This window comes from Pseudomonas sp. TUM22785, from assembly GCF_028198105.1.
Taxonomy (GTDB): domain Bacteria; phylum Pseudomonadota; class Gammaproteobacteria; order Pseudomonadales; family Pseudomonadaceae; genus Metapseudomonas; species Metapseudomonas solani.
The window spans coordinates 5792517-5812675 of sequence record NZ_CP116239.1; the positions used below are offsets into that span (position 1 = coordinate 5792517).

The 20159-nt window shown below is 67.9% G+C and carries 19 protein-coding genes; 4 read left to right on the forward strand and 15 right to left on the reverse strand.

The genetic code is table 11. From position 1 onward, the window contains the following. Positions 1–58: 58 nt before the first annotated feature. The 4 genes from PI990_RS26355 to PI990_RS26370 form a co-directional block, all read right to left on the reverse strand. Complete coding sequence (locus tag PI990_RS26355) at positions 59–1003, reverse strand: transposase (RefSeq protein WP_271658950.1); 945 nt, start codon at positions 1001–1003, stop codon at positions 59–61. 420 nt (positions 1004–1423) lie between these two features. Further along, positions 1424–1747, reverse strand: a complete 324-nt coding sequence (locus PI990_RS26360; RefSeq protein ID WP_184487450.1) for a DUF3325 domain-containing protein — start codon at positions 1745–1747, stop codon at positions 1424–1426. Then, on the reverse strand, positions 1747–3270 hold the full coding sequence (locus PI990_RS26365) for a PepSY-associated TM helix domain-containing protein (protein WP_271658951.1): 1524 nt from the start codon (positions 3268–3270) through the stop codon (positions 1747–1749). Before PI990_RS26365 ends, PI990_RS26360 begins: the two co-directional genes overlap by 1 nt. Then, on the reverse strand, positions 3267–3563 hold the full coding sequence (locus PI990_RS26370; protein ID WP_021222039.1) for a DUF3649 domain-containing protein: 297 nt from the start codon (positions 3561–3563) through the stop codon (positions 3267–3269). The genes PI990_RS26365 and PI990_RS26370 overlap by 4 nt, the downstream gene beginning before the upstream one ends. 368 nt (positions 3564–3931) lie before the next feature. Here PI990_RS26370 and PI990_RS26375 point away from each other — a divergent pair, with 368 nt between their 5' ends. Next, a complete protein-coding gene (locus tag PI990_RS26375) occupies positions 3932–4255 on the forward strand; it encodes a DUF3509 domain-containing protein (protein WP_021222038.1) in 324 nt (107 codons plus the stop codon). Between the two features lie 22 nt (positions 4256–4277). Here PI990_RS26375 and PI990_RS26380 read toward each other — a convergent pair whose 3' ends face one another. Then, complete coding sequence (locus tag PI990_RS26380) at positions 4278–4766, reverse strand: phosphate-starvation-inducible protein PsiE (RefSeq protein ID WP_021222037.1); 489 nt, start codon at positions 4764–4766, stop codon at positions 4278–4280. Between the two features lie 269 nt (positions 4767–5035). Here PI990_RS26380 and PI990_RS26385 point away from each other — a divergent pair, with 269 nt between their 5' ends. Next, positions 5036–5299 (forward strand): YebG family protein, encoded by a 264-nt coding sequence (locus PI990_RS26385; protein WP_021222036.1) that lies wholly within the window; start codon positions 5036–5038, stop codon positions 5297–5299. A 167-nt stretch (positions 5300–5466) separates the two neighbouring features. Further along, positions 5467–6351, forward strand: a complete 885-nt coding sequence (locus PI990_RS26390; RefSeq protein ID WP_271658952.1) for a sterol desaturase family protein — start codon at positions 5467–5469, stop codon at positions 6349–6351. Between the two features lie 743 nt (positions 6352–7094). On the opposite strand, the gene PI990_RS26395 is transcribed toward PI990_RS26390, so the two are convergent. Further along, positions 7095–7772, reverse strand: coding sequence for a helix-turn-helix domain-containing protein (locus PI990_RS26395; protein ID WP_271658953.1), 678 nt, complete (start codon positions 7770–7772; stop codon positions 7095–7097). Positions 7773–8327: 555 nt separating this feature from the next. Here PI990_RS26395 and PI990_RS26400 point away from each other — a divergent pair. Further along, positions 8328–8780 (forward strand): BRO-N domain-containing protein, encoded by a 453-nt coding sequence (locus PI990_RS26400; RefSeq protein WP_271658954.1) that lies wholly within the window; start codon positions 8328–8330, stop codon positions 8778–8780. A 309-nt stretch (positions 8781–9089) separates the two neighbouring features. On the opposite strand, the gene PI990_RS26405 is transcribed toward PI990_RS26400, so the two are convergent. The 9 genes from PI990_RS26405 to PI990_RS26445 all read right to left on the reverse strand — a co-directional run bounded on the left by PI990_RS26405 (position 9090) and on the right by PI990_RS26445 (position 20077). Beyond that, entirely contained in the window at positions 9090–10193 is a 1104-nt protein-coding gene (locus PI990_RS26405; RefSeq protein ID WP_271658955.1) for an HD-GYP domain-containing protein, read from the reverse strand. Positions 10194–10203: 10 nt separating this feature from the next. Then, positions 10204–12873: a hybrid sensor histidine kinase/response regulator gene (locus PI990_RS26410; protein WP_271658956.1), complete on the reverse strand. Its 2670-nt coding sequence runs from the start codon at positions 12871–12873 to the stop codon at positions 10204–10206. After that, the gene (locus tag PI990_RS26415; RefSeq protein WP_271658957.1) at positions 12874–13938 is read right to left on the reverse strand and encodes an ATP-binding SpoIIE family protein phosphatase; all 1065 of its coding nucleotides are present in this window, start codon (positions 13936–13938) and stop codon (positions 12874–12876) included. It lies immediately after the preceding gene. Between the two features lie 3 nt (positions 13939–13941). Then, a complete protein-coding gene (locus PI990_RS26420) occupies positions 13942–14316 on the reverse strand; it encodes an anti-anti-sigma factor (RefSeq protein ID WP_142014722.1) in 375 nt (124 codons plus the stop codon). A gap of 9 nt (positions 14317–14325) precedes the next feature. Next, entirely contained in the window at positions 14326–15549 is a 1224-nt protein-coding gene (locus tag PI990_RS26425; protein ID WP_271658958.1) for a PAS domain-containing protein, read from the reverse strand. Positions 15550–15724: 175 nt separating this feature from the next. Then, positions 15725–16831 (reverse strand): dihydrolipoamide acetyltransferase family protein, encoded by a 1107-nt coding sequence (locus PI990_RS26430; RefSeq protein WP_271658959.1) that lies wholly within the window; start codon positions 16829–16831, stop codon positions 15725–15727. Positions 16832–16849: 18 nt separating this feature from the next. Next, positions 16850–17848, reverse strand: a complete 999-nt coding sequence (locus PI990_RS26435) for an alpha-ketoacid dehydrogenase subunit beta (protein WP_021222025.1) — start codon at positions 17846–17848, stop codon at positions 16850–16852. Continuing rightward, a complete protein-coding gene (gene pdhA, locus PI990_RS26440) occupies positions 17841–18935 on the reverse strand; it encodes a pyruvate dehydrogenase (acetyl-transferring) E1 component subunit alpha (RefSeq protein ID WP_021222024.1) in 1095 nt (364 codons plus the stop codon). The genes PI990_RS26435 and pdhA overlap by 8 nt, the downstream gene beginning before the upstream one ends. Before the next feature lie 122 nt (positions 18936–19057). Continuing rightward, on the reverse strand, positions 19058–20077 hold the full coding sequence (locus tag PI990_RS26445) for a Glu/Leu/Phe/Val dehydrogenase family protein (protein ID WP_043239942.1): 1020 nt from the start codon (positions 20075–20077) through the stop codon (positions 19058–19060). Between the last annotated feature and the right edge of the window lie 82 nt (positions 20078–20159).

Consider the following 20159-nt stretch of genomic DNA (forward strand, 5'->3'; position numbering starts at 1 on the left):
CCGGGCTGAAGCCCGGGCTACACGTGTAGGTTGGCCACACTTCGTGGGAGATTCTATGTCAACCAGCCGTAGCGTCCCGGTGTCGGTACGGCTGTTGGCTGGTCATCAGGGCAAAGGCGATTCTGGCCAGTTTCCGGGCGAGGATCGTTAGGGCCTCGGTCTTCTTCAAACCCCGCTGCAAATAAGCTTGATAGCGTTCCTTCCAGGCGGCTGTGCGACTGGCGGCCATGGCGGCGTTATGCAGTAGCCGTCGTATCTCCGGATCCCCCTGCTTGGTCAGCTTGCGCCGGCCGATGTAGCGCCCCGACTCCCTGACCCGGACATCCAGCCCGAGGAAGGCGATGAATGCATCGCTACTGCGGAAGGTACCCCGCAGGAAGGCCAGGTTCAGCGCAGCAGCGGTGATCGGGCCAACCCCTTCGATCTCCTGGCAACGTTGTGCCTGCGCGCTCAAACCGGCCTCTTTCAGCGTGGATTGCAGCGCCCTGTTGAGTGTCCGCTCCAGGTCTTTCATCTGCTGCAGGACGGGCTTCAATGCCTCCGCCAGTTGGCGATCCTGGGCGAAGCTCAGGCGCAGAGCCGTCGTTACTCGCACCAGAGTGGCGCGACGGTGCAACAGGGCCTGCAGCTTGCGGTACAGGCGGCTCGGCGGCGCCCAGGGGTGCAACTGCTTCTGCTCATGGGCTAGATAGCGGGCCAGCAGGCGGGCGTCGCTCAGGTCGTTCTTGACCCGGCCACCGATGCCTTTGCGGTAGTTGCTCAGGCGGTAACCATCGATCACGTAGACCCTGTGGCCACGTTTGTGCGCCAGCGTGGCGACGGCAACGTGGTAGGTGTTGGTGGCTTCGATGGCCAGGCTGCAACCTGCAGGCAGGCTCTTGAGCCAGGTGGCGATAGCGTGCGGCTCATTGATGAGCTCTCTGGCCTGCTCCAGATCTGCTCGATACAGACTCAGACTGTCTTTGGCGACATCGATACCGATTACGGTGCTCTGCATTGTCATGACGAACTCCCAGGGCCAAGATGGAATGACCTGTCGGGGGCTCACGATGGCGCAGGCTTGCAGATATGGTCGGTCTCGGGGGCGGACCTGAGCCGATGGATTCCTTATCGGCGCTTGCAGTGAGGTGAGGGGCGGGAGAAATCTCCCACGGTCTGGCTTGCAGAAGCGATTTCGCTCCCTCCGCCCCCCGACAGGTTCCACCCTAGGACATACAAGCGAATTCATTCGCGAAAAAGCCGGCACTTAGCCGGCTTTCAAAACAGCATGGGTTTCGCTGCGCTCTACCCATCCTACGGGCTGTATGTAGGTTGGCGCCGAGCGCAGCGAGGCCCAACGGCGCCAACCACCTCCCCGCCGCGCCGCCCCTGTAGGGGCGACTTCAGTCGCCAAGCGGGCCGCAGGCCCGCCAGCGTCAGACCATCAAAGCAGCGCCATCACCCCACCGCCCAGCGGCAGCAGTGCCACCAGGGGCAGCACCCAGCGGCTGTGCCAGGCCAGCAGGGCCACCACCAGCAGAGCGGCGAGCATCACCTGGCAGAGCCAGAGGATGGTGCCGATCTCGCCACCCTGGTCGCTTACCGCCAGGGCCAGGCCGATGGCGAAGGCGAACACTGCGACGACACGCAGCAGGCGCACCCGCGCCTCGGGCAGCGGGCCCTGGAACAGCACCTTGTGGTGGCGGGACATGGCCAGGCTCAGCGCCGTCATGGCCAGGTAGCAGAACGCGAATCCGAGCAGCAGCATCAGGCACCCTCCTCTGCCAGTTGGCGGCGCACGCGCGGGGCGGGCACGGCACGGGGTTGCGAGCGACGCCAGGCCAGCGCCGCACAGAGCAGGCCGCAGCCGAGCAGGCTCAGGTCGATGCCCGCCAGCGCCCAGTCGCCACGGGCGGCGCTGGCCAGCAGGCTGGCCTGGCCACCAGTGAAGGCATTGAGCAGCGGCAAGCCGAGGGCCAGCAGGGCGAAGACGGCGAGCAGGTCGCGCGCCACCTGGCCGCTGTTGCGCCGCAGCACCGCCCAGAGCGCCACCAGCAACCAGGCGCCGACGAAGACATAGGCCTCCGCGCTGGCGCGAGCGGCCAGGTCGGCGGGGAGCAGGCGGTTGCCGCAGAGCAGCGCCAGGCTGGCGATGGGCAGGCCGCCGATCACCGCGCCATTCAGTGCACGCACCAGGCCGATGCCCCGGCTGCTGCGCGCCTCGCGCTTGGTCAGCCACACCTGCAGGCCGCCCACCACCATGGCGCAGCCCATCAGGCCCAGCAGCAGGTACAGGGCGCGGACGATCTGCCCGCCGAACTGGGCCATGTGCAGGTTGCTCAGCCACACAAAGCTCTGGTAGCCGGCCAGGTAGGGTTTCTGCTCGTGCAGCAGCTCGCCGCTGCCGGCGTCGTAGGAGAGGGTCCAGAGGAAGTCCACCACGCGGCTGCGTTCATAGCGGCGGATGTCCACCACCGCCGCTTCGTCGCCCGGGTGGTGGAAGCTGATCCAGCCCGGCTCGCCACCGCCCCAACGCTGCTTGGCGTCCAGCACCAGGCCGTCGAGGGACACCGGCGGCGGTGCCGGGCGCTTCACGTCCTCGCGGCTGTACTGGCCGATCACCTCGTTGAAGAAGGTGGTGGTGTCGCCCTTGTAGGCCACCTGCATGCCGGCGGGCATGTAGTAGATGACGAAGATCGCCAGCCCGGTGTAGGCGATCAGCAGGTGGAACGGCAGCCCCAGCACGCCGAACAGGTTATGGGCATCGAGCCAGGCACGCTGGCCGTTGGCCTTGGGCCGCAGGGTGAAGAAGTCCTTGAAGAAGCGCCGGTGGATGATGATGCCGCTGATCAGCGCCACCAGCATGAACATGCCGGCGAGGCCGACGATGTAGAGGCCGACCATCCCGGCGTGAAGGTTGTAGTGGAGGACGAACCAGAAGCTGCCGCCGAGGGTTTCCGGCAGCACCTCGCCCGTGGCCGGGTCGAGGGCGAAGCGCTGGAACTCGCTCTCGTCCGCCGGCTCGTAGCCGGCCCACCAGAAGGGCTCGCGCTCGCTCGGCGGGCGCATCCACAGGGCGTGGGCATCGGGCGCCTTGGCCAGCAGCCAGTCACGCACCTGGTCGATGGACAGCGCGTGCTCGCCCCCCTCGTGCAGGGTCGGGCGCATCCAGCGTTCCAGCTCCTTGTCGAAGCAGGCGACGCTGCCGGCGAAGAGGATGACGAAGAGCAGCCAGGACGGCAGCAGCCCGCCCCAGGTGTGCAGGCCGGCCATGGATTGACGCAGGCTCATGGGCGCACCCCGTAGCCTTCCGGGACGAAGGCGGCGAGCGCCAGCACCAGGGTCAGGCCGCCGAGCACCAGCCAGGCACGCAGGGCCGAGCGGGCGCCGAAGGCGTAGAGGATGGCCACCGCGTACACGGCGAAACAGCCCAGGCTGGCGAAGGTGACCCGGTCGGCACGGATCAGCGGCAGATAGACGGCGAGGAAGGCGGTGGCCGCGTAGGCCACCGCATATCCGCCGAGGATCGCCGCCAGCACGCGCGAGGCGACGGCCCAGGGCGCGGAGGGGTTGGCTTTGCTCACGTCGTTCCTTTCATCAGTGGTCAACCGGTTGGAGGTGGCGCCGGTTGTCGGAGGCAGGGCAGGCCTGGAGGCCGGGTGAGACCGGAGAGCCTGCAGAACTACCTGAGAATTATTTTCACCTGTTAAGGAAATGCAATTCCTTTCTGCAGGATTGCCGCAGATTCTTCGTCGATCACGTACGGAGGCGTCTGGATTCGGCAATGGCAATGGGGGAAGGCGGGATACACGCAACGGCAGGCGTACGACCCGGAGTTGGCCATTCACGACGCCGGTCAGGTGCCCGGCTTTCCGTTCGTCAACACGGATCGAACTTTGCAGAGCCACACCCAGTCAATCGCTCCATGCGTCAACAACTCAGGTAGCTCGCCATGTACAACCCCTTTCAGATTCTGACCGATGCCTTCCAGGCCGATTACCGGGTCAACCTCAGCCTGGAGCGCCTGGACGGCAACATCATGCTCACCCTCACGGACGAAAGCGGCGTGGTGGCGCGGCGCATGATCAGCCCCGCGCAGCGCAACGACCAGAAGCGCCTGGAGCGGGTGATCGAGAGCATCCGTTTCGGGATCGCGATCGAAAAAGGGCACAACGTCGGCGAAATGCTCAGCGCGATGACCAGCGGCAAAAGTATTCCGCCCATCGCCAACCGCCAGCCCGGGCGGGTCACCGGCCCCCTCGCCGTCGGCATCTGAGCGCCCTGGCGGGCGCTCGGGCTCAGGCCTCTTCTTCGCCGCGCGTGACCTGCAGGCGGCGCCGCGGGTTGACGCTGTCGCTGGCTTCCGAGGGGAAGCGTGACGAGGCGAAGCGCACCACCAGGATCGATAGCGCCAGCAGCAGGATCGCACCGCAGACATACACGATGCTCTCGTCGGGGCGGTTATGGTGCGAAACGTCGGAGATCAGCAGGCGCGTCAGCGCGGTGATCGCCACGTAGATCAGGAAGCGCACCGGCATGTGGTTGGTCTTGAAGTAGATTCCCACCATCGCCCCCAGCTCCAGGTAGATGAACAGCAGCAGGATGTCATCGACCGTGATGTGCCCCTTCTCCACCATCCCCAGGAATGCCACTACCGCCGCCCAGGCGGTAATCCCCCCGATGGCGAACAGCGCCAGGTAGTGGAAGCTCTCCACCAGCAGGTTGCCCAGCGACTCGGCCAGCCCATGCACGTTGCCGCGCAACTCTTCAGCCCATTTGATTTTCACGATCCAGCTCCTCGGTACGTCTTGGTGGCGATGGTGAATCACCGGGATGACGATCAGACCTTGCAGGATGGAGGCCAGCGGTCCCGGCCCCATGAGATGCGCGGGTGCGGCCTAACGCCACGGGACAGGTTGTCGCAGGGGGCGACGAGGAGCAGGACAGCGGCGCTGGCATGGCCTATGAATGAGAGCTGTTGACGGAGAAATCCGACCCATATACTGTACGCACATCCAGTATCTTACAGACCGATTTCAAAGGTGAGAGGTGATGAATGGCCGTCGAAGTGGTGTACCGCAGCAGCCGCGACCCGGAGCGCTTGTTCATGGATAAAGCCGAAGCCGACCGTTACGACAAGATGCTCGAACTGGCCGAATCCCTGGCCACCGTTCTGAACAAGGCCGTACCCTCGCTGAGCGAGCAGCAGGTCGAAGAGCTTGGCATCTACATGGCCCGCAACCGCGACATCTTCGCCCGCGCCTTCAAGAACCAACCCGATGCCCTCGCCGAGCTGGACGCCCCTCCCGCCGACGAGTGACCCGAACACCCCTCATTGCAAGCATGCCCGTCCTGCACCGAGCCCGCTGCCCCAGCGGGCTTTTTTTATGCCGGGCAAAAGCCCGCGCCGACACCTTGCGCCGTTTGTTCAAGCCCCTGGCCACCGCCCGATCGCATGCTGCAAGCCCCTTGTGAAGGAGCTTCGCCATGCGCCGTCTGTTCGCCTGCCTCTATGCCCCGGTCTTTCTCCTCGGCTTGCTCGCCCTGGCCCTGTGGATGACCGAGCACCTGCCCTTGCCCTGGTTGCTGTTGTTGCTGATCCCGGCCATCACCGCCTGCTTTCTCGCCGAAGCCTGGCTGCCCTATGAACGGGCCTGGAACCGAAACCACGGCGACCGCCTGCGCGACTCGCTGCACGCGCTGGTCAACGAAGGGCTCAACTGCCTGGGCATCCTGGTCATCCCCCTGAGTGCGGCGCTGCTGCCCGACATCGGGTTCTGGCCCCACCACTGGCCCCTGGCGCTGCAACTGCTGGTCGCCATCCTCGCCGCCGACCTGGGCATCACCCTGATGCACTACGCCAGCCACCGCATCGGCTTCCTCTGGCGCCTGCACGCGGTGCACCACAGCGTGAAGCGCATGTACGGTTTCAACGGGCTGATGAAGCACCCGCTGCACCTGGGCTGCGAGGCTCTGGCCGGCACCTTGCCGCTGTTGCTGCTGGGCATGCCGGAACAGGTCGCCACCCTCCTCGCCCTGGCCATCACCCTGCAACTGCTGCTCCAGCACAGCAACGTCGACATGCGCATCGGCGCCCTGCGCCACCTGTTCGCCTGGGCACCGGTGCACCGCTTCCACCACATGAAATACGGCCGCGCGGGCGACGTGAACTTCGCCCTGTTCTTCAGTTTCTGGGACCGCCTGCTGGGCACCGCCTTCCACAGCGACTACCGCATGCACGGCGACGACCTCGGCATCGGCAGCCGCCCCGACTACCCCGACGCCTACCTCGCGCAACTGGCCGAACCCTTCCGTGAAAGCACGGGCGAACACCCCGCCCCGGAGATTCCGCAGGGGTTGATGCGTTCGTAGGGCGGGTGAAACCCGCGAAACCATGCGCCACAGACGTCGGGTTGCACCCGACCTACACGCCTGTCCGACGTCCCGAAAAGCGGGCGAATGAATTGGCTCTGTCTGCGTTAAGTGTTGCTAGAAGAACTGAGCCCAGCTGATTGCCGAGCTTTGCTGGTGCTTCTGGTTTCGCCCCCCCCGGGCGAGTCCCTTTTAACAATCGCCTTAAAAGGAACCAAAAACGCTCGCCCCTGCATACGGGTCTGGCATCGCCAGACTTCCCTCGCTCCATCATCGTTCCAGGGGCACGCCGCGAAGGGCCATCCCTGGCCCATCGCGGCTCTCGCGACATCCATGTCGCTCAACCCCTTCCACGACGATTCGCTCGGCCTCCTGAAAGGGGCGTTTGGCGGCTGCTCCAACGTTCTTCGCTCGAATCCCCACATTGATGTGCGCATCGCCTGCGGGTGTACGCCGCGGCTGGCGGCTTTCGTAGGATGGTGTAGAGCGAAGCGAAACCCATGCGGCGGAGGTGGCACGAACCCTTTGGCGCCCGAAAATGGCCGTGCTTGAGCGTCTGCATTAAAACCACAACAGCTAACGCAGACAGAGCCAATGAATTCGCCCCTACAGGTACGACCTGCCGCAATGAACTCCGTCGTAGGGTGGGTGAAACCCGCGAAAACGATGCCTCGCAAGCACGGCCCGTAGGATGGCGTAGAGCGCAGCGAAACCCATCACTGGCAGCCCCAGGATGCTTCCGCTCAACCGATCAAACGCAGTTGCAGGTTGCCGAGGTTGCGGTCGGCGCGGATGCCGAAGGTGGTGCGCATGGTGCGGGAGAAGTGCGCGGCGTCGGCGAAGCCGGCGCCGTGGGCGGCCTGGGTGAGGGGTTGGCCTTCGAGGGCCAAGCGCAGGGCCAGGCGCAGCCGGCGCCAGAGCACCAGGCGGCGGACGGAGAGGCCGACCTGTTCGCCGAACAGGCGCTCCAGCTGGCTGAGGGAGAGGCAGGCGCGGCTGGCCAGGGCCTGGGCGCTGACCTTGTCGGCCAGCAGTTCGTCCACCTCGTCCAGTGCCCGTTGCAGGCGGGCGTCCAGTGCCGGGCGCGGGGCGGCCAGCAGGCGTTCGGCCAGGGCGTGCAGATCCGTACCGGCGTCGGCCAACAACGCCAGCAAGGCCTGCGGAGCGAACGCCAGGGGTTCGGCATAGATGGCCACCAGCGCCTGCCCGGGCAGGGTCAGTGCGTGCTCGCGCATGGACTCCACCAGCACCGCCTGGCCGCTCACCGGCTCGCCTTCCACCAGCAGTTGCAGGGGCAACTGGCGCGCCAGCAGCACCTGGTGGGCGTAGTGGGCGTGAGGCCGGGCATCACCGCTGGTGCCGTCGATCAGGCAGAAATCGCGGGCCAGCCAGAGTGCGCCTTGCCAGGGGGATTCGGTCATCACGGCGTCCTGCCGGTTGCGGGGCGGACAGCATTGGGGGCGGAGGCCGATAGGGCAAGAGGAAGCTGCCGAGCCCAAGCCCATTGCAGTTCGAAGGGCGTCTGCCTAGGGTGCTGTCCTTGTCGATTTGCCTGGCGTTATGGCGGGTCGCGTGAGGAGACCTTCGGGTCTGCCGGTTCCCGTCTTGCCGGTTCGCTAACCTCACGCGCTCCGCCTCCTTTCATCGCCATCTTCTGACATGCAAACGGGACGATCTCCCCAGCAGTCCGATTGTTCGAGTGGCCCCCCCTCCCTATCCTCCGGCGGTCGCGGTCAATCCCGCGACCGGGCGTTGACGGCCCGAAGAGATGGCGCATCGTGCCCACTGGCACATGTGGAAGGCGGCGTATGCCTTTTGTGCCTGCAAACCTCCACATCGCTCAATGGCGGACTGCGCGGGGAGACCCTCAGGTCTGCCGGTCTACATCTCGCCGGTTCGTCAACCCCGCGCGGTCCGCCACCCTTACCTTGACGAAACAGAGTGGCGGCTCCTGTACCCGGAGATGGAGCTTCACCATGCACGATGCATTTATCCCCCTCACCTTCTACCGCCACAACCGCCCGCTGCGCGCGCTGATGCTGGACAACCAGCCCTGGTTCGTCGCAGAGGATTTCGCCCGCATCCTGGGCATGCAGCATCCGCAGACCCTGCACCGTCGCCTTGGCGGCGACCATGCACGTCGCGTGTTCCTCGCCTGCGCCAGCGGCCTGGAGGAACCGGTGGATGTGATCAGCGAGGCCGGCCTGTACAAGGCGCTGGTGCGCTTCGGCCACCCCGAGAACCCGCACCTGGAGCGCTGGCTCAATCGCCAGGTGATTCCCACGCTGCGCGATGCCCATGAGAGCGACGGCCGCATGCCGCGCCGGGTGTTGCTGGCCTGGCAGGGCACGCGGGTGGTGATGCTCGACTGGCAGGGGGAACTCTGGGTGCCGCTGGAGGACATGCCGAGCCTGGTGCACCTGGGTTAGCGGCATAGCGCTTTTCTGTGGGAGCGGTTTCAACCGCGAAATCTCCGTGCCAAACCAATCGCGAATGAATTCGCTCCCACGGGGAGACTCTTGCCATTCGGTCTTCCCGGGCTGAAGCCCGGGCTACGGGTTGGGTTAGCGGCATACCGCTTTTTGTGGGAGCGGTTTCAACCGCGAAAGTCCGTGCGACGAACCTGATCGCGAATGAATTCGCTCCCACCGGGGGAGACTCTTACCGTTCGGCCTTCCCGGGCTGAAGCCCGGGCTACGGGCGTGCCGCTTTGTGAGAGCGGCGTGGGCGCGCGTGACCTAGTCGTCGTGGAAGCGCCGGGCGATCTCCTGGAACTGGGGGTGGATGCGGGCGAAGGCGTCGGTGATGTCCGGGTCGAAGTGGTTGCCCCACCCCGCGAGGATGATCGGCACCACTTCGTCGTGGGGCATGGCGGCCTTGTAGCAGCGCTTGCTGATGAGGGCGTCGTACACGTCGGCCAGCGCCATGAGCCGGGCCGACAGGGGAATGTCGTCGCCGGCCAGGCCTTGGGGATAACCGCTGCCGTCCCATTTCTCGTGGTGGTAGCAGGCGATCTCCTTGGCCAGTCGCAGGAACTCCACCTCCACGCCCAGGGCCTCCTCGGCGTGGACGATGGCTTCCTTGCCGAGGACCGGGTGGTTCTTCATCTGGGCGAACTCCTCCGGTTCCAGCTTGCCGGGCTTGAGCAGGATCCGGTCCGGCACGCCGACCTTGCCGATGTCGTGCAGGGGGGCGGACTTGAACAGCAGCTCGATGGTCTTGGGCGTGAGTTCGTCCTGGAAGCGCGGGTGATCGGAGAGTTCCTCCGCCAGCAGCTTCACGTAGTGCTGGGTACGCAGGATGTGGTTGCCGGTCTCGTTGTCGCGGGTTTCGGCGAGGGACGCGAGGGAGTGGATGGTGATGTTCTGGATCAGCTCGTTCTCCCGGGTGCGCCGCTCCACTTCCTGTTCGAGGTAGGCGTTCTGGTTGTAGAGCAGGTCCCGTGCGGTCTTCAGTTCCAGGTGGTTGCGCACCCGGGCGAGGACGATCGCGGGGGTGATGGGCTTGTGGATGTAGTCCACGGCACCGAGGGCCAGCCCGTGGGCCTCGGCGCTCTCCTCCACCTGGGCGGTGAGGAAGATCACCGGCACGCCGCGTGCCTGGGGGATGTCCTGCAGCGCCTGCATCACCTGGTAGCCGTCCATGTCGGGCATCACCACGTCGAGGAGGATGAGGTCCACCCGGGTGTCCGAGCCGAGGATGTCCAGTGCCCGCAGGCCATTGATGGCGACCTTGACCCGGTAGTGGGGCGACAGCAGGGCGCTGAGCAGCGAAAGGTTTTCCGGTGTGTCGTCGACCACCAGCAGGGTGGGTTTGCTGTCGGGATCCATCAGCTTGAGCATCGAAAGCGCCTCACTCCGGTTTGAACAGATCGGGCCGGGCGGCCCGGACTTCATGCAGATGCGCCAGGGCATCGGGGAAGCGGAACTGCGTCATGGCCTCCGAGATAACCAAGGCGGCTTCGCCCAGGGCGGCGTTGAGCGACTGCCGGTGCTGCTGGAACAGGGCCACGGCATCGGCATCGTCCTCGGCCAGCAGCACCATCAGGCGGGCCAGCAGGCCGGGCATGTCGGGCTGTGCCTCGCTGGGCGGGGCGCTTTCCTCGGGCGGGAGCAGCGCCTGCAACCCGTCGGCCAGGCGCTGCTGCTCCTGCACGCCCTCCTCGGCCAGGGGCAGCAGGCTGCCCAGTTCCTCCTGGCCCGCCACGGCAGCTTCGAGCCGGGCCGAGAGTTCCCGCAGCGATTCGGCGCCCAGGGTGGCGGCGATGCCCTTGAGGGTGTGGGCGTGGCGGTGCGCCTCCTCCCGCTGGCCGGCCCGGAGGGCGGCGACCAGGTTCTGCATGGGCTGGCTGCCCTGGCGGGCGAAGCTGCGCAGCAGGTCTTCGTACCACTGCCAGTTGTGCATCAGGCGCTGCAGCGCCACCTCGGCGTTCAGGCCCAGTGCCTGCAGCGGCTCCAGCCCATGCTCCGGCGAAGCCGGGACCGGAGCCGGCGGCTCGCTCGGCGGCTCGGCCTGGTGGGCAAAGGCGGGCAGCCAGCGCAGCAGGGCGACATAGAGCTTCTCGGGGTCGATGGGCTTGGCGATGTGGTCGTCCATGCCGGCGGCCAGGCAGCGCTCGCGGTCACCGGCCATGGCGTTGGCGGTCATCGCCAGGATCGGGATGCGTTCGCTGTCCCGCTCGCGCTCGCGCAGGCAACGGGTCGCGGCCAGCCCATCCATGACCGGCATCTGCATGTCCATGAGGATCAGGTCGAAGGATTCCTGGGCGGCCATGTCCACGGCGATGGCGCCGTTTTCCGCCACCACCGCCTCCACCCCGACCAGGCGCAAAAGCTCCCTGGCCACCTGCTGGTTCAACTCGTTGTCTTCGGCCAGGAGGATCCGCGCGCCGTCGAAGCGCTGGGGCACGGGCGGCCCGCTGCTACGGGTGGGCAACGCGGTCGCCTGCTGGCCGAACAGGCCGATGAGGGTGTCGAACAGCACGGAGGCACACACCGGCTTGACCAGCACCCGGTCGAACCCGGCGCCCTCGGCCTGGCGGAACACCTCCTCGCGGCCATAGCCGGTGACCATGATGCGGTAGGGCCGGGTGGTCATGCCGCGCGCGATGAGCCGGCGCCCGGTCTCGATGCCATCGAGCCCCGGCATGTGCCAGTCCAGCAGCACCACCTCGTAGGGCCGCCCGGCCTGTTCGGCGGCGGCGATCATCTCCAGCGCCTGCTGGCCCGACTCGGCGGTGTCCACGGTGAAGGTCATGCTGCCGAGCAGGGTGGCGAGGATGTTGCGGGCGCTGGCGCTGTCGTCCACCACCAGCATGCGCCGGCCGCGCAGGTCCAGCCCCGGCAGGTAGCGCGCACGGCGCCGCCCACGGCCGAGCCGGGCGGTGAACCAGAAGGTGCTGCCCTGGCCCAGCTCGCTCTGCACGCCCACTTCGCCGCCCATCAGTTCCGCCAGGCGCCGCGAGATGGCCAGGCCCAGCCCGGTGCCGCCGTACTTGCGGGTGGTGGAGGTGTCGGCCTGCTGGAAGGACTGGAACAGCCGCTGCTGCTGCTCCGGGCTCATGCCGATGCCGCTGTCCTGCACGGAGACGTGCAGCAGGACCTCCTCCGGCCAGGTCTCCAGGCAGCTGACCTTAACCAGGATCTCGCCCTGCTCGGTGAACTTGACCGCGTTGTTGGCGTAGTTGATCAGGATCTGCCCCAGGCGCAGCGGGTCCCCCAGCAGCAGGGTGTCCAGCCGGCGGTCGATCTCGAAGAGCAGCTCGATGCCTTTGGCTTCGGCCTTCTCCCCCACCAGCGTGGCGAGGTTCTCCAGCACGTGGTCGAGGTCGAACTCGATGCGTTCCAGGTCCAGCTTGCCGGCCTCGATCTTCGAGAAGTCGAGGATGTCGTTGATGATCCCCAGCAGGTGCTGGGCCGAGCGCTGGATCTTGCTGAGGTAGTCGAACTGCTGCGGGTCCAGGTCGGTCTGCAGGGCGAGGTGGGCCATGCCGAGGATGGCGTTCATCGGCGTGCGGATCTCGTGGCTCATGTTGGCGAGGAAGTCGCTCTTGGCGTGGGTGGCGCTCTCCGCCAGCACGTAGGCTTCTTCCAGCTCGCGATTCTTCGCCTGCATCAGGGCGAACAGCTCGTCCCGGGTCGGCTCGGTGAACCGCTGGCGCATGCGCTGCTGCAGTTCGGCGTCGGGCCAGCGGGGCAGGCGGCAGCACAGGGCCAGGTTGTTCTCCGCCAGCACGGCCAGGCGGACGCCGCCGTGCACCGCCTCGGGCAGGCAATGCTGCAGGGGCTGTTCGGCCGACAGGTCCAGCACCAGCTCCTGGGCCCTGGCGTCCAGCCAGACCTGCAGGCGCAGGGCGGGAAGGGTCGCGGCCAGCTGGCGCACCAGCTCGGAGGTGGTGCCGGCCAGCGGGGCCAGGAAGGTGGGCCGCGGGTCGATGCATTCCAGCACCCGCGCCACCTTGCGCCGGGCCGCTAGCGCGGCGCCGGGGCCGCTGAGGGTGATGTCGCCGATCGCCTGCCGCATCTAGCCGCCCTCGCCTGCGTGCGCCCGCAGCACGATGCAGCTCGCATCGTCGGTGCTGCGGCCACTGTGGGTGATGACCTGGTGGACCAGGACGGCGGGATCGGCGCCCAGGTCGAGCAGGCCGTCACGCAGGTTCAGCGATTCGCTGATGCCGTCGGAATACAGCATCAGCACGTCGCCGGGGACGATGGCCCGGCGTTGCAGCAGGGGCGTGGGGAAGCGCTCGCCGAGCACCCCGTCGCGGGAGACGCCGCGCCAGGGCTCGCGGCCGCGCAGGCAGACCCGGGTGTTGCCGATGCCGGCGTAGCTCAGCTCGCCCCGTTCGCCATTGACCAGCGCCACCCCCGCTGCCGCGCCACGGGTGCCGATGCAGTGCTGGTGCAGCACCTGCAGCAGGCGTGCCGGCTCCTGCTCCGGCGTCTGCTGCAACACCGCGTCCAGGGTCTGGGCCAGTTGGTGGGCCGAGGCGCCATGGCCGCTGACGTCGATCAGCACCAGGCTGACCCCGTCCGGCCCCGCGCGCATGAAGGCCAGGTCGCCGGAGACCCGCTCCGGGTGGCAGGGGCGGTTCTCGCTGGCCCAGGCCAGCCGCAGCCCCTGGCCGCCAGCCTCGGCCTTCGGCAGGGACAGCCGCGCCGGCGTCGGCGCCGGCCCCAGCCATTTGCGCGCCAGTACCCGGGTGCCGCCCTCCGGCGGCAGGCTGATGGACAGCTCGGACATCATCCGCCGCACGCCGGGCAGCCCCAGCCCGAGGGTGCCCGAGGTGCTGTAGTGGTCCTGCACGGCCTGCGCCACATCGGCGATGCCGGGCCCCTGGTCGCAGGCGACGATGTCGATGCAGGGGCGCCCCTCGGCCTGGTTCAGCGCCAGCGTGACTTCGCCCTTCACGGCGTACTTGAGGATGTTGCTGCCCAGTTCGGAGACCACGGTGCAGAGCATCGCCCGATCCACCTCAGGCAGGTCGGCAAGGAACGGCAGCCGGCGCACCGACATCACCGCCAGGTGCAGGTCGACCTCGTGGCGCAGCGGGTAACAGGCCTCGCGGGCGTCCTGTTCCACGGGCATGGCCTAGGCCTCCCCCTTGCGGCTGCGTGCATGGGCCAGGGCGTCATCCATGTCGAGGAAGCAGCGCAGCGGGCCGGGCTCGGCGTCGGCCAGCGCGAGGAACGCGGCGATGCCGGGGTTCAGCCCCACCAGCAGGCAGAGGGCGCCGAGCAGGCGGCACACGTCCGCCAGCTTGCGCACCTCGCGGAACTCGTGGTGGTCCAGCAGGGTGACCGCCGAGAAGTCCAGCAGCACAGCGTGCTGGCGCCCTGCAAGCAGCCGCTGGGACAGGGCCTGGGTGAGCCGCTGCATGCCCTCGTCGCCCAGGTCCGGGCGCATGCTGACGACGATGCAATCGGCGACGTCGGCGATGCCCAGGTCGTTGCTTTCCAGCTCCATGACCGCCTCCTAGAGCGCGGACCCGACTCGCTTCAGGGCGATCTCGAAGGCGTCGCGCAGGGTGGCAGTGGTGCGGATGTCGCCCACCGAGACGCCCAGCTCCACCATGGTCCGGGCGATGGCCGGGGACACCCCGGAGATGATCGCCTCGCAGCCCATGAACTGGGTGGCCTTGGTGATCTTGATCAGCTGGTTGGCGACGCCGGTGTCCACCGTGGCGACCCCGGCGATGTCCAGCACGAAGACCCGGGCGCGGGTCTCGGCGATCTTGGTCAGCGACTTGTTCATCACGTCGGCGGTGCGCATGGAGTCGATGATGCCCACCAGCGGCAGCAAGAGGATGCCGTCCCAGATGGGGGTGACCGGAGTGGACATCTCCTGCAGCGACTGGTGCAGCTCCTCGCGCACCCGGGCGGCTTCCTCGGCCTCCTCCATCGCCTGCTTGAGGCGGCGGTTCTGCTCGACCTGGGCGGTGATGTCGGTGGCGAATTTGACGATCTTGCAGGGCTTGCGGTCCAGGTCCAGCACCGGGTTGTAGGAGCCCTGGATCCAGACCTCGTGCCCATCCTTGGCCACCCGGCAGAACTCGCCGGCCAGGTATTCGCCGCGCCGCAGGGTGTCCCAGAAGGCGCGATAGTCCGCCGACTGGGCGTAGTCCGGGTCCACCAGGAGGCGGTGGTGCTGGCCCTTCAGCTCCTCCAACTGGTAGCCGACGGTCTCCAGAAAGCGCGGGTTGGCGTCGAGAATGGTGCCGTCCAGGGCGAACTCGACCTTGCCCATCACACGGCTCAGGGCATCGATCTGACCTTCGAAGTTGGCGGTGGCCTGCTTCTTCTCGGTCAGGTCGATGGCGTACTCGAGGATGCGCTGGGTGCGACCCTCGGCGTCGCGCAACGGGCAACAGCCGCCACGCAGCCAGACGTCGCGCCCCTGGCTGTCGCGGTAGTGAAGCTCCCCTTCCCAGGCCTGGCCGTTGCGCAGGTTTTCCCAGAGCGCCTCGTAGGCCGGGGAGTGGCTCTCGTCAGGAGGAAGCAGGATGCGATGGGACTGACCGCGGAGGTCGGCCAGGTCGTACCCCGTGATACGGAGGAAGTGTGGATTGGCGTCCAGTATCCGACCGTCCGGGGAGACCTCCAACCGGGTCATCACCTGATCGACGGCGCCCAACTGGGCCTGAGCAAAGGCAAAAGCAGAAGCAGAGTCGAACTGATCAGAGGAAGCTTGAACGTCCATGGTCTCTCCGACAGGAAGAGGTGTTGACTCAGGGCTACAGGAGTTATAGCCCAGCGGCGCGGATTGCGAGGGGGCAGTGCCCAACGATCAACAAGCGCTTCGCCGGGGGCGACGGAACGGGCCCCGAACCGGGGGCATGCGGTGCTCGGGCGCCCCATCCCTGGGGTGCGATGGGTCAGGGTTGCTCCAGTGCCACCACCAGGGCCTTGAGGAAGCGCGCGGCCTCGCCGCCGGTGACGGCGCGGTGGTCGAAGGTGAGCGACAGCGGCAGGATCGGGTGCACCGCGGGCTTGCCCTCCCAGGCCACCACTTCGTCGCGGATGCCGCCGGCGCCGATTATCGCCACCTGGGGCGGCACCACCACCGGGTTGGCGTAGCGGCCGAACAGGGTGCCGAAGTTGGACAGGGTGAGGGTCGCGCCCATCATTTCCTGCGGCGGAATGGAGCGCGCCTGCACGTCGGCGCGCAGCCGCGCCATGCCTTGCTTGAGGTCTTCAGCGCTGCGCCCGCCCACATCCCGCAGCACCGGGACGAAGAGCCCGTCCGGCGTGTCGACGGCGATGCCGAGATCGAGCGTGTCGTGCCGGCGGATGGAGAGCACGCGGCCATCGAACCAGCTGTTGAGGATGGGCTCCACCTCGCAGGCGGCGGCGATGGCCTTGCCGAGGCGGATCAGCGGGTCACGCGCCCGCTCCCAGCGGTGCAGGTCGGCGTCGCCGTAGATCGTTACCGGCACCACTTCGGCGTGGGAGCGGGCCATGTTGATCGCCATGCTGCGGCGCACCCCGCGCAGGCGTTCACCGCCGAAGCGGTCGCGGGCACTCTGCGCCGCCGCCTCGACATCGGCACGGGTCACCAGGCCTTCGGCACCGCTGCCCTGCAGGCCGGCCAGCTCGACACCGAGCCGCTGGGCCAGTTGGCGCACCGCCGGGGTGGCGCGAGGGGCGAGGTGCTCGCGGCTGGAGGGGGCGGCGCCGACGAAAAAGGCATCGGCGCGGGCATCACCGCCGCCTTCCAGGCGCCCGACCACGGTGCCGGCGTCGCTGTCCTCGCCGTCGTAGGCCAGCAGCGGTTCGCCGACATGGAGGATGTCGCCTTCACGGCCGAACAGCTTGGCCACCAGGCCGTCGTAGGGGGCGGGGATGTCCACCAGGGCCTTGGCGGTTTCCACCGAGACCACGATCTGGTCGGCGTGCACGGTGTCGCCGGCCTTGATGTGCCACTCGACGATTTCGGCCTCCTGCAGGCCTTCGCCAAGGTCGGGTAGTTTGAAGTGTTTCATGGTCGTCTCCTCGGCTCGTCAGGCGTAGTCCAGCACCAGTTCGCAGGCCGCGAGGATGTCCTCGGGGCTGGGGATGTAGAGCTGCTCCAGGCGGTACAGGGGTGGCGGGATGTCGGGCGCGGTGACGCGCTGGATGGGCGCCTGCAGGTCGAGCAGCGCGCGCTCGTAGAGGCTGGCGGCGATCTCAGCCCCCACCCCGCAGGAGCGCGGCGCCTCGTGGACGATGACGCAGCGCCCGGTCTTGCGCACCGAGGCTTCGAGGGTGTCGAGGTCCAGGGGCTTGATGCAGGCGACGTCGATCACCTCGGCGCTGATGCCCTGCTCTTCCAGGCGCTGGGCGGCCTGCAGGGTTTCGTGGACGCTGGCGCCCCAGCTGACCAGGGTGATGTCGGCGCCCTCGCGCAGGGTGAAGCAGCTGTCCAGGGGCAGGCGCTGGCCGTCGTCCACCAGCGGCTGCGGGTTCATCCGGTAGAGCCGGGTGGGCTCGAGGAAGACCACCGGGTCCGGGTCGTCGATGGCCGCCAGCAGCAGGCCGTAGGCACGGGCCGGCGACGAGGGGATGACCACGCGCACGCCGGGTATCTGGGCGAAGATCGCCTCGGTGCTTTCGCTGTGGTGCTCCGGCGCGCGGATGCCGGCGCCCATGGGGCTGCGCAGCACCATGGAGCAGCCGAGGCGCCCACGGGTGCGGTTGCGCATGCGGCTGGCGTGGGACACCAGATGCTCCATGGCGGCGTAGATGAAGCCGAGGAACTGGATTTCCATCACCGGCTTGAGGCCCTGGGCGGCCATGCCGACGCAGAGCCCGGCGATCATGGTTTCCGCCAGCGGCGTGTCGATCACCCGCTTGAAGCCGAAGGCCTCGCGCAGGCCGAGGGTGGCGCGGAACACGCCGCCGTTGACGCCGACGTCCTCGCCCAGCACCACGACGTTGTGGTCTTCCTCCATCGCGCGGTGCAGGGCCAGGTTGACCGCCTCGAGCAGGGCGCGTTTCTCGATCACTTCGGGCTTATTCATGGCGGTTCACCTCACGACGGGCGGCGCGCTCGAGGAGCATTTCGCGTTGCTCGGCCAGGGCCGCCGGCCAGCGGGCGTAGACCTGGTCGATGATGGATTCCACCGGCTGGGTGCCGGCCGACTCGAAGCGCTCCACTGCGGCCTGGACCTCCTTCTGGCACTCGGCGATGAGCGCCTGCTCGCGGCCCTCGTCCCACACCGCGTTGGCGGCGAGGTAGGCCTGCAGGCGCTTGATGGGTTCTTCCTGCCAGGCCTTCTTCACCTCGTCGGCGCTGCGGTAGCGGGTGGCGTCGTCGGCGGTGGTGTGGTCGCCCAGGCGGTAGCTGATGCACTCCAGCAGCACCGGGCCCTTGCCGTGGCGGGCACGGTCCAGGGCCGCCCGCATGCGGTCGTAGACGGCGAGCATGTCGTTGCCGTCCACCTGCTCGCCGGGGAAGCCGGCGCCGATGGCCTTCTGCGCCAGGGTGGCGGCGCCGCACTGGATGCTGCGCGGCACCGAGATGGCCCATTGGTTGTTGTTGACCACGAAGACCATGGGCAGCTGCCAGGCGCCGGCGACGTTGAGCGCTTCGAGGAAGTCGCCCTTGCTGGTGGCGCCGTCGCCGCAGGTGGTGACGGCGACCCGGTGCTCGCCACGGATCTTGAACGCGGTGGCCACCCCGCAGGCGTGCAGAGCCTGGGTGGCGATGGGCACGCAGAGGGGAAAGTCCTGCGCCACGGCCGGATCGGCGTAGGCGCTGCCGCGCTCGTCGCCGCCCCAGTAAAGGAGGATTTCCTCCATGCGCACGCCACGCATGAGCTGCACGGCGGTGTCGCGGTAATAGGGCACCAGCACGTCTTCGGCGCCCATGAGGCTGCCGATGGCGACGCCGATCGCCTCCTGCCCGAGGGTGGGCGCGTAGGTGCCGATGCGGCCGGTGCGTTGCAGGGCCACGGCCTTCTGGTCGAACAGGCGGGTCAGGACCATCTGCCGGTAGAGTCGGGTCAGCAGGTTGAAGTCGTCGGCCCAGGCGGGCAGCTCGCCGAGCAGGCGCCCTTCGGGGTCCAGGTGGCGCGTGTAGGGGATGTCGATCCTGGGGTTGTGCATGTCACTCCTCCTCACCTCGTGGGTGCTTCAAGGGTGGCGGCGTTCGTGGCGCCGCATGGTGGGACGGTGGGCCGGATCACGGCCCTGGTCCCGGCTCCCGCGACGGGCGCGGGAGGCCCTGCTCAACGGTAGAGCAGGCGCTCCGCCAGGGCATCGGCAACGCGCGCGGGTGAGCGCTTGTCGGCCTGGGCGTGGGCGTAGATTTCGGTCAGGCGCTGACCGATGCGCGACAGGTGCGCGGTGATGGCGGGCAGCTCGTCGCCCTTGTGCTTGAGGGCGACATAGATGAGCCCGCCGGAGTTGATCACGTAGTCGGGGGCATAGAGGATGCCGCGGGCCTCCAACCCGTCGGCGCTGTCGGCGCTGGCCAGCTGGTTGTTCGCGGCACCGGCCACCGCCGCGCAACGCAGCTGGGGGATGGTCTGCGGGTTGAGCACGCCGCCGAGGCCGCAGGGCGCGAGGATGTCGCAAGGCGTGGTGAGCAGTGCTTCGCTGGCCACCGGCTGGGCGCCGAGCTGCTCCACGGCGAGCTGCACGCGGCCGGGGTCGAGGTCGCTGACCAGCAGTTCGGCTCCGGCCGCCACCAGTTGCTCAGCCAGGGCGTAGCCGACGTTGCCGAGGCCCTGAATGGCCACACGCAGGCCTTCGAGGTCATCGCTGCCGAGACGCGCCTGGGCGCTGGCGCGGATGCCGGCGAACACGCCCATGGCGGTGTGCGGCGAGGGGTCGCCGGCGGAGCTGGTGCTGGTGACGTGGCGGGTGTGCTGGGCGATGCAGTCCATGTCGGCGCTGGAGGTGCCGCTGTCCACCGCGGTGACGTAACGCCCGCCGAGGGACTCGATCATGCGGCCGAAGGCTTCGAACAGCGCGGCGCGGTTATCCACATGGGCGGGGCGCATGATCACCGCCTTGCCGCCGCCCTGTTCGAGGCCGGCGAGCGCGGCCTTGTAGCTCATGCCCTGGGCCAGGCGCACGGCATCGCGGATGGCGCTTTCTTCATTGGGGTAGGCGAGGTAGCGGCAGCCGCCGAGGGCCGGGCCGAACCGGGTGTCGTGGATCGCGATCACGGCCTTGAGCCCGGTGACCGGGTCCTGGGCGAGATGCAGCGCTTCGAGCCGCGCGGTCTCCATCATGTTGAACATGGCGAGCCCCTTGGTGAGGTTAGGAGCCAGTATAGGCGGCGGGCGCGGCACCGGGTCGCCGCCCGCCCACTGGACGAAAATC

What these genes read in the sequence shown, in the direction of transcription:
- PI990_RS26430 (WP_271658959.1), bottom strand. Translation starts at nt 16,831, where the DNA reads ATGAAACACTTCAAACTACCCGACCTTGGCGAAGGCCTGCAGGAGGCC.
- PI990_RS26435 (WP_021222025.1), bottom strand. Translation starts at nt 17,848, where the DNA reads ATGAATAAGCCCGAAGTGATCGAGAAACGCGCCCTGCTCGAGGCGGTC.
- PI990_RS26400 (WP_271658954.1), top strand. Translation starts at nt 8,328, where the DNA reads ATGCACGATGCATTTATCCCCCTCACCTTCTACCGCCACAACCGCCCG.
- PI990_RS26405 (WP_271658955.1), bottom strand. Translation starts at nt 10,193, where the DNA reads ATGCTCAAGCTGATGGATCCCGACAGCAAACCCACCCTGCTGGTGGTC.
- PI990_RS26445 (WP_043239942.1), bottom strand. Translation starts at nt 20,077, where the DNA reads ATGTTCAACATGATGGAGACCGCGCGGCTCGAAGCGCTGCATCTCGCC.
- PI990_RS26420 (WP_142014722.1), bottom strand. Translation starts at nt 14,316, where the DNA reads ATGGAGCTGGAAAGCAACGACCTGGGCATCGCCGACGTCGCCGATTGC.
- PI990_RS26395 (WP_271658953.1), bottom strand. Translation starts at nt 7,772, where the DNA reads ATGACCGAATCCCCCTGGCAAGGCGCACTCTGGCTGGCCCGCGATTTC.
- PI990_RS26375 (WP_021222038.1), top strand. Translation starts at nt 3,932, where the DNA reads ATGTACAACCCCTTTCAGATTCTGACCGATGCCTTCCAGGCCGATTAC.
- PI990_RS26385 (WP_021222036.1), top strand. Translation starts at nt 5,036, where the DNA reads ATGGCCGTCGAAGTGGTGTACCGCAGCAGCCGCGACCCGGAGCGCTTG.
- PI990_RS26410 (WP_271658956.1), bottom strand. Translation starts at nt 12,873, where the DNA reads ATGCGGCAGGCGATCGGCGACATCACCCTCAGCGGCCCCGGCGCCGCG.
- PI990_RS26415 (WP_271658957.1), bottom strand. Translation starts at nt 13,938, where the DNA reads ATGCCCGTGGAACAGGACGCCCGCGAGGCCTGTTACCCGCTGCGCCAC.
- PI990_RS26355 (WP_271658950.1), bottom strand. Translation starts at nt 1,003, where the DNA reads ATGACAATGCAGAGCACCGTAATCGGTATCGATGTCGCCAAAGACAGT.
- PI990_RS26360 (WP_184487450.1), bottom strand. Translation starts at nt 1,747, where the DNA reads ATGCTGCTGCTCGGATTCGCGTTCTGCTACCTGGCCATGACGGCGCTG.
- pdhA (WP_021222024.1), bottom strand. Translation starts at nt 18,935, where the DNA reads ATGCACAACCCCAGGATCGACATCCCCTACACGCGCCACCTGGACCCC.
- PI990_RS26425 (WP_271658958.1), bottom strand. Translation starts at nt 15,549, where the DNA reads ATGGACGTTCAAGCTTCCTCTGATCAGTTCGACTCTGCTTCTGCTTTT.
- PI990_RS26365 (WP_271658951.1), bottom strand. Translation starts at nt 3,270, where the DNA reads ATGAGCCTGCGTCAATCCATGGCCGGCCTGCACACCTGGGGCGGGCTG.
- PI990_RS26390 (WP_271658952.1), top strand. Translation starts at nt 5,467, where the DNA reads ATGCGCCGTCTGTTCGCCTGCCTCTATGCCCCGGTCTTTCTCCTCGGC.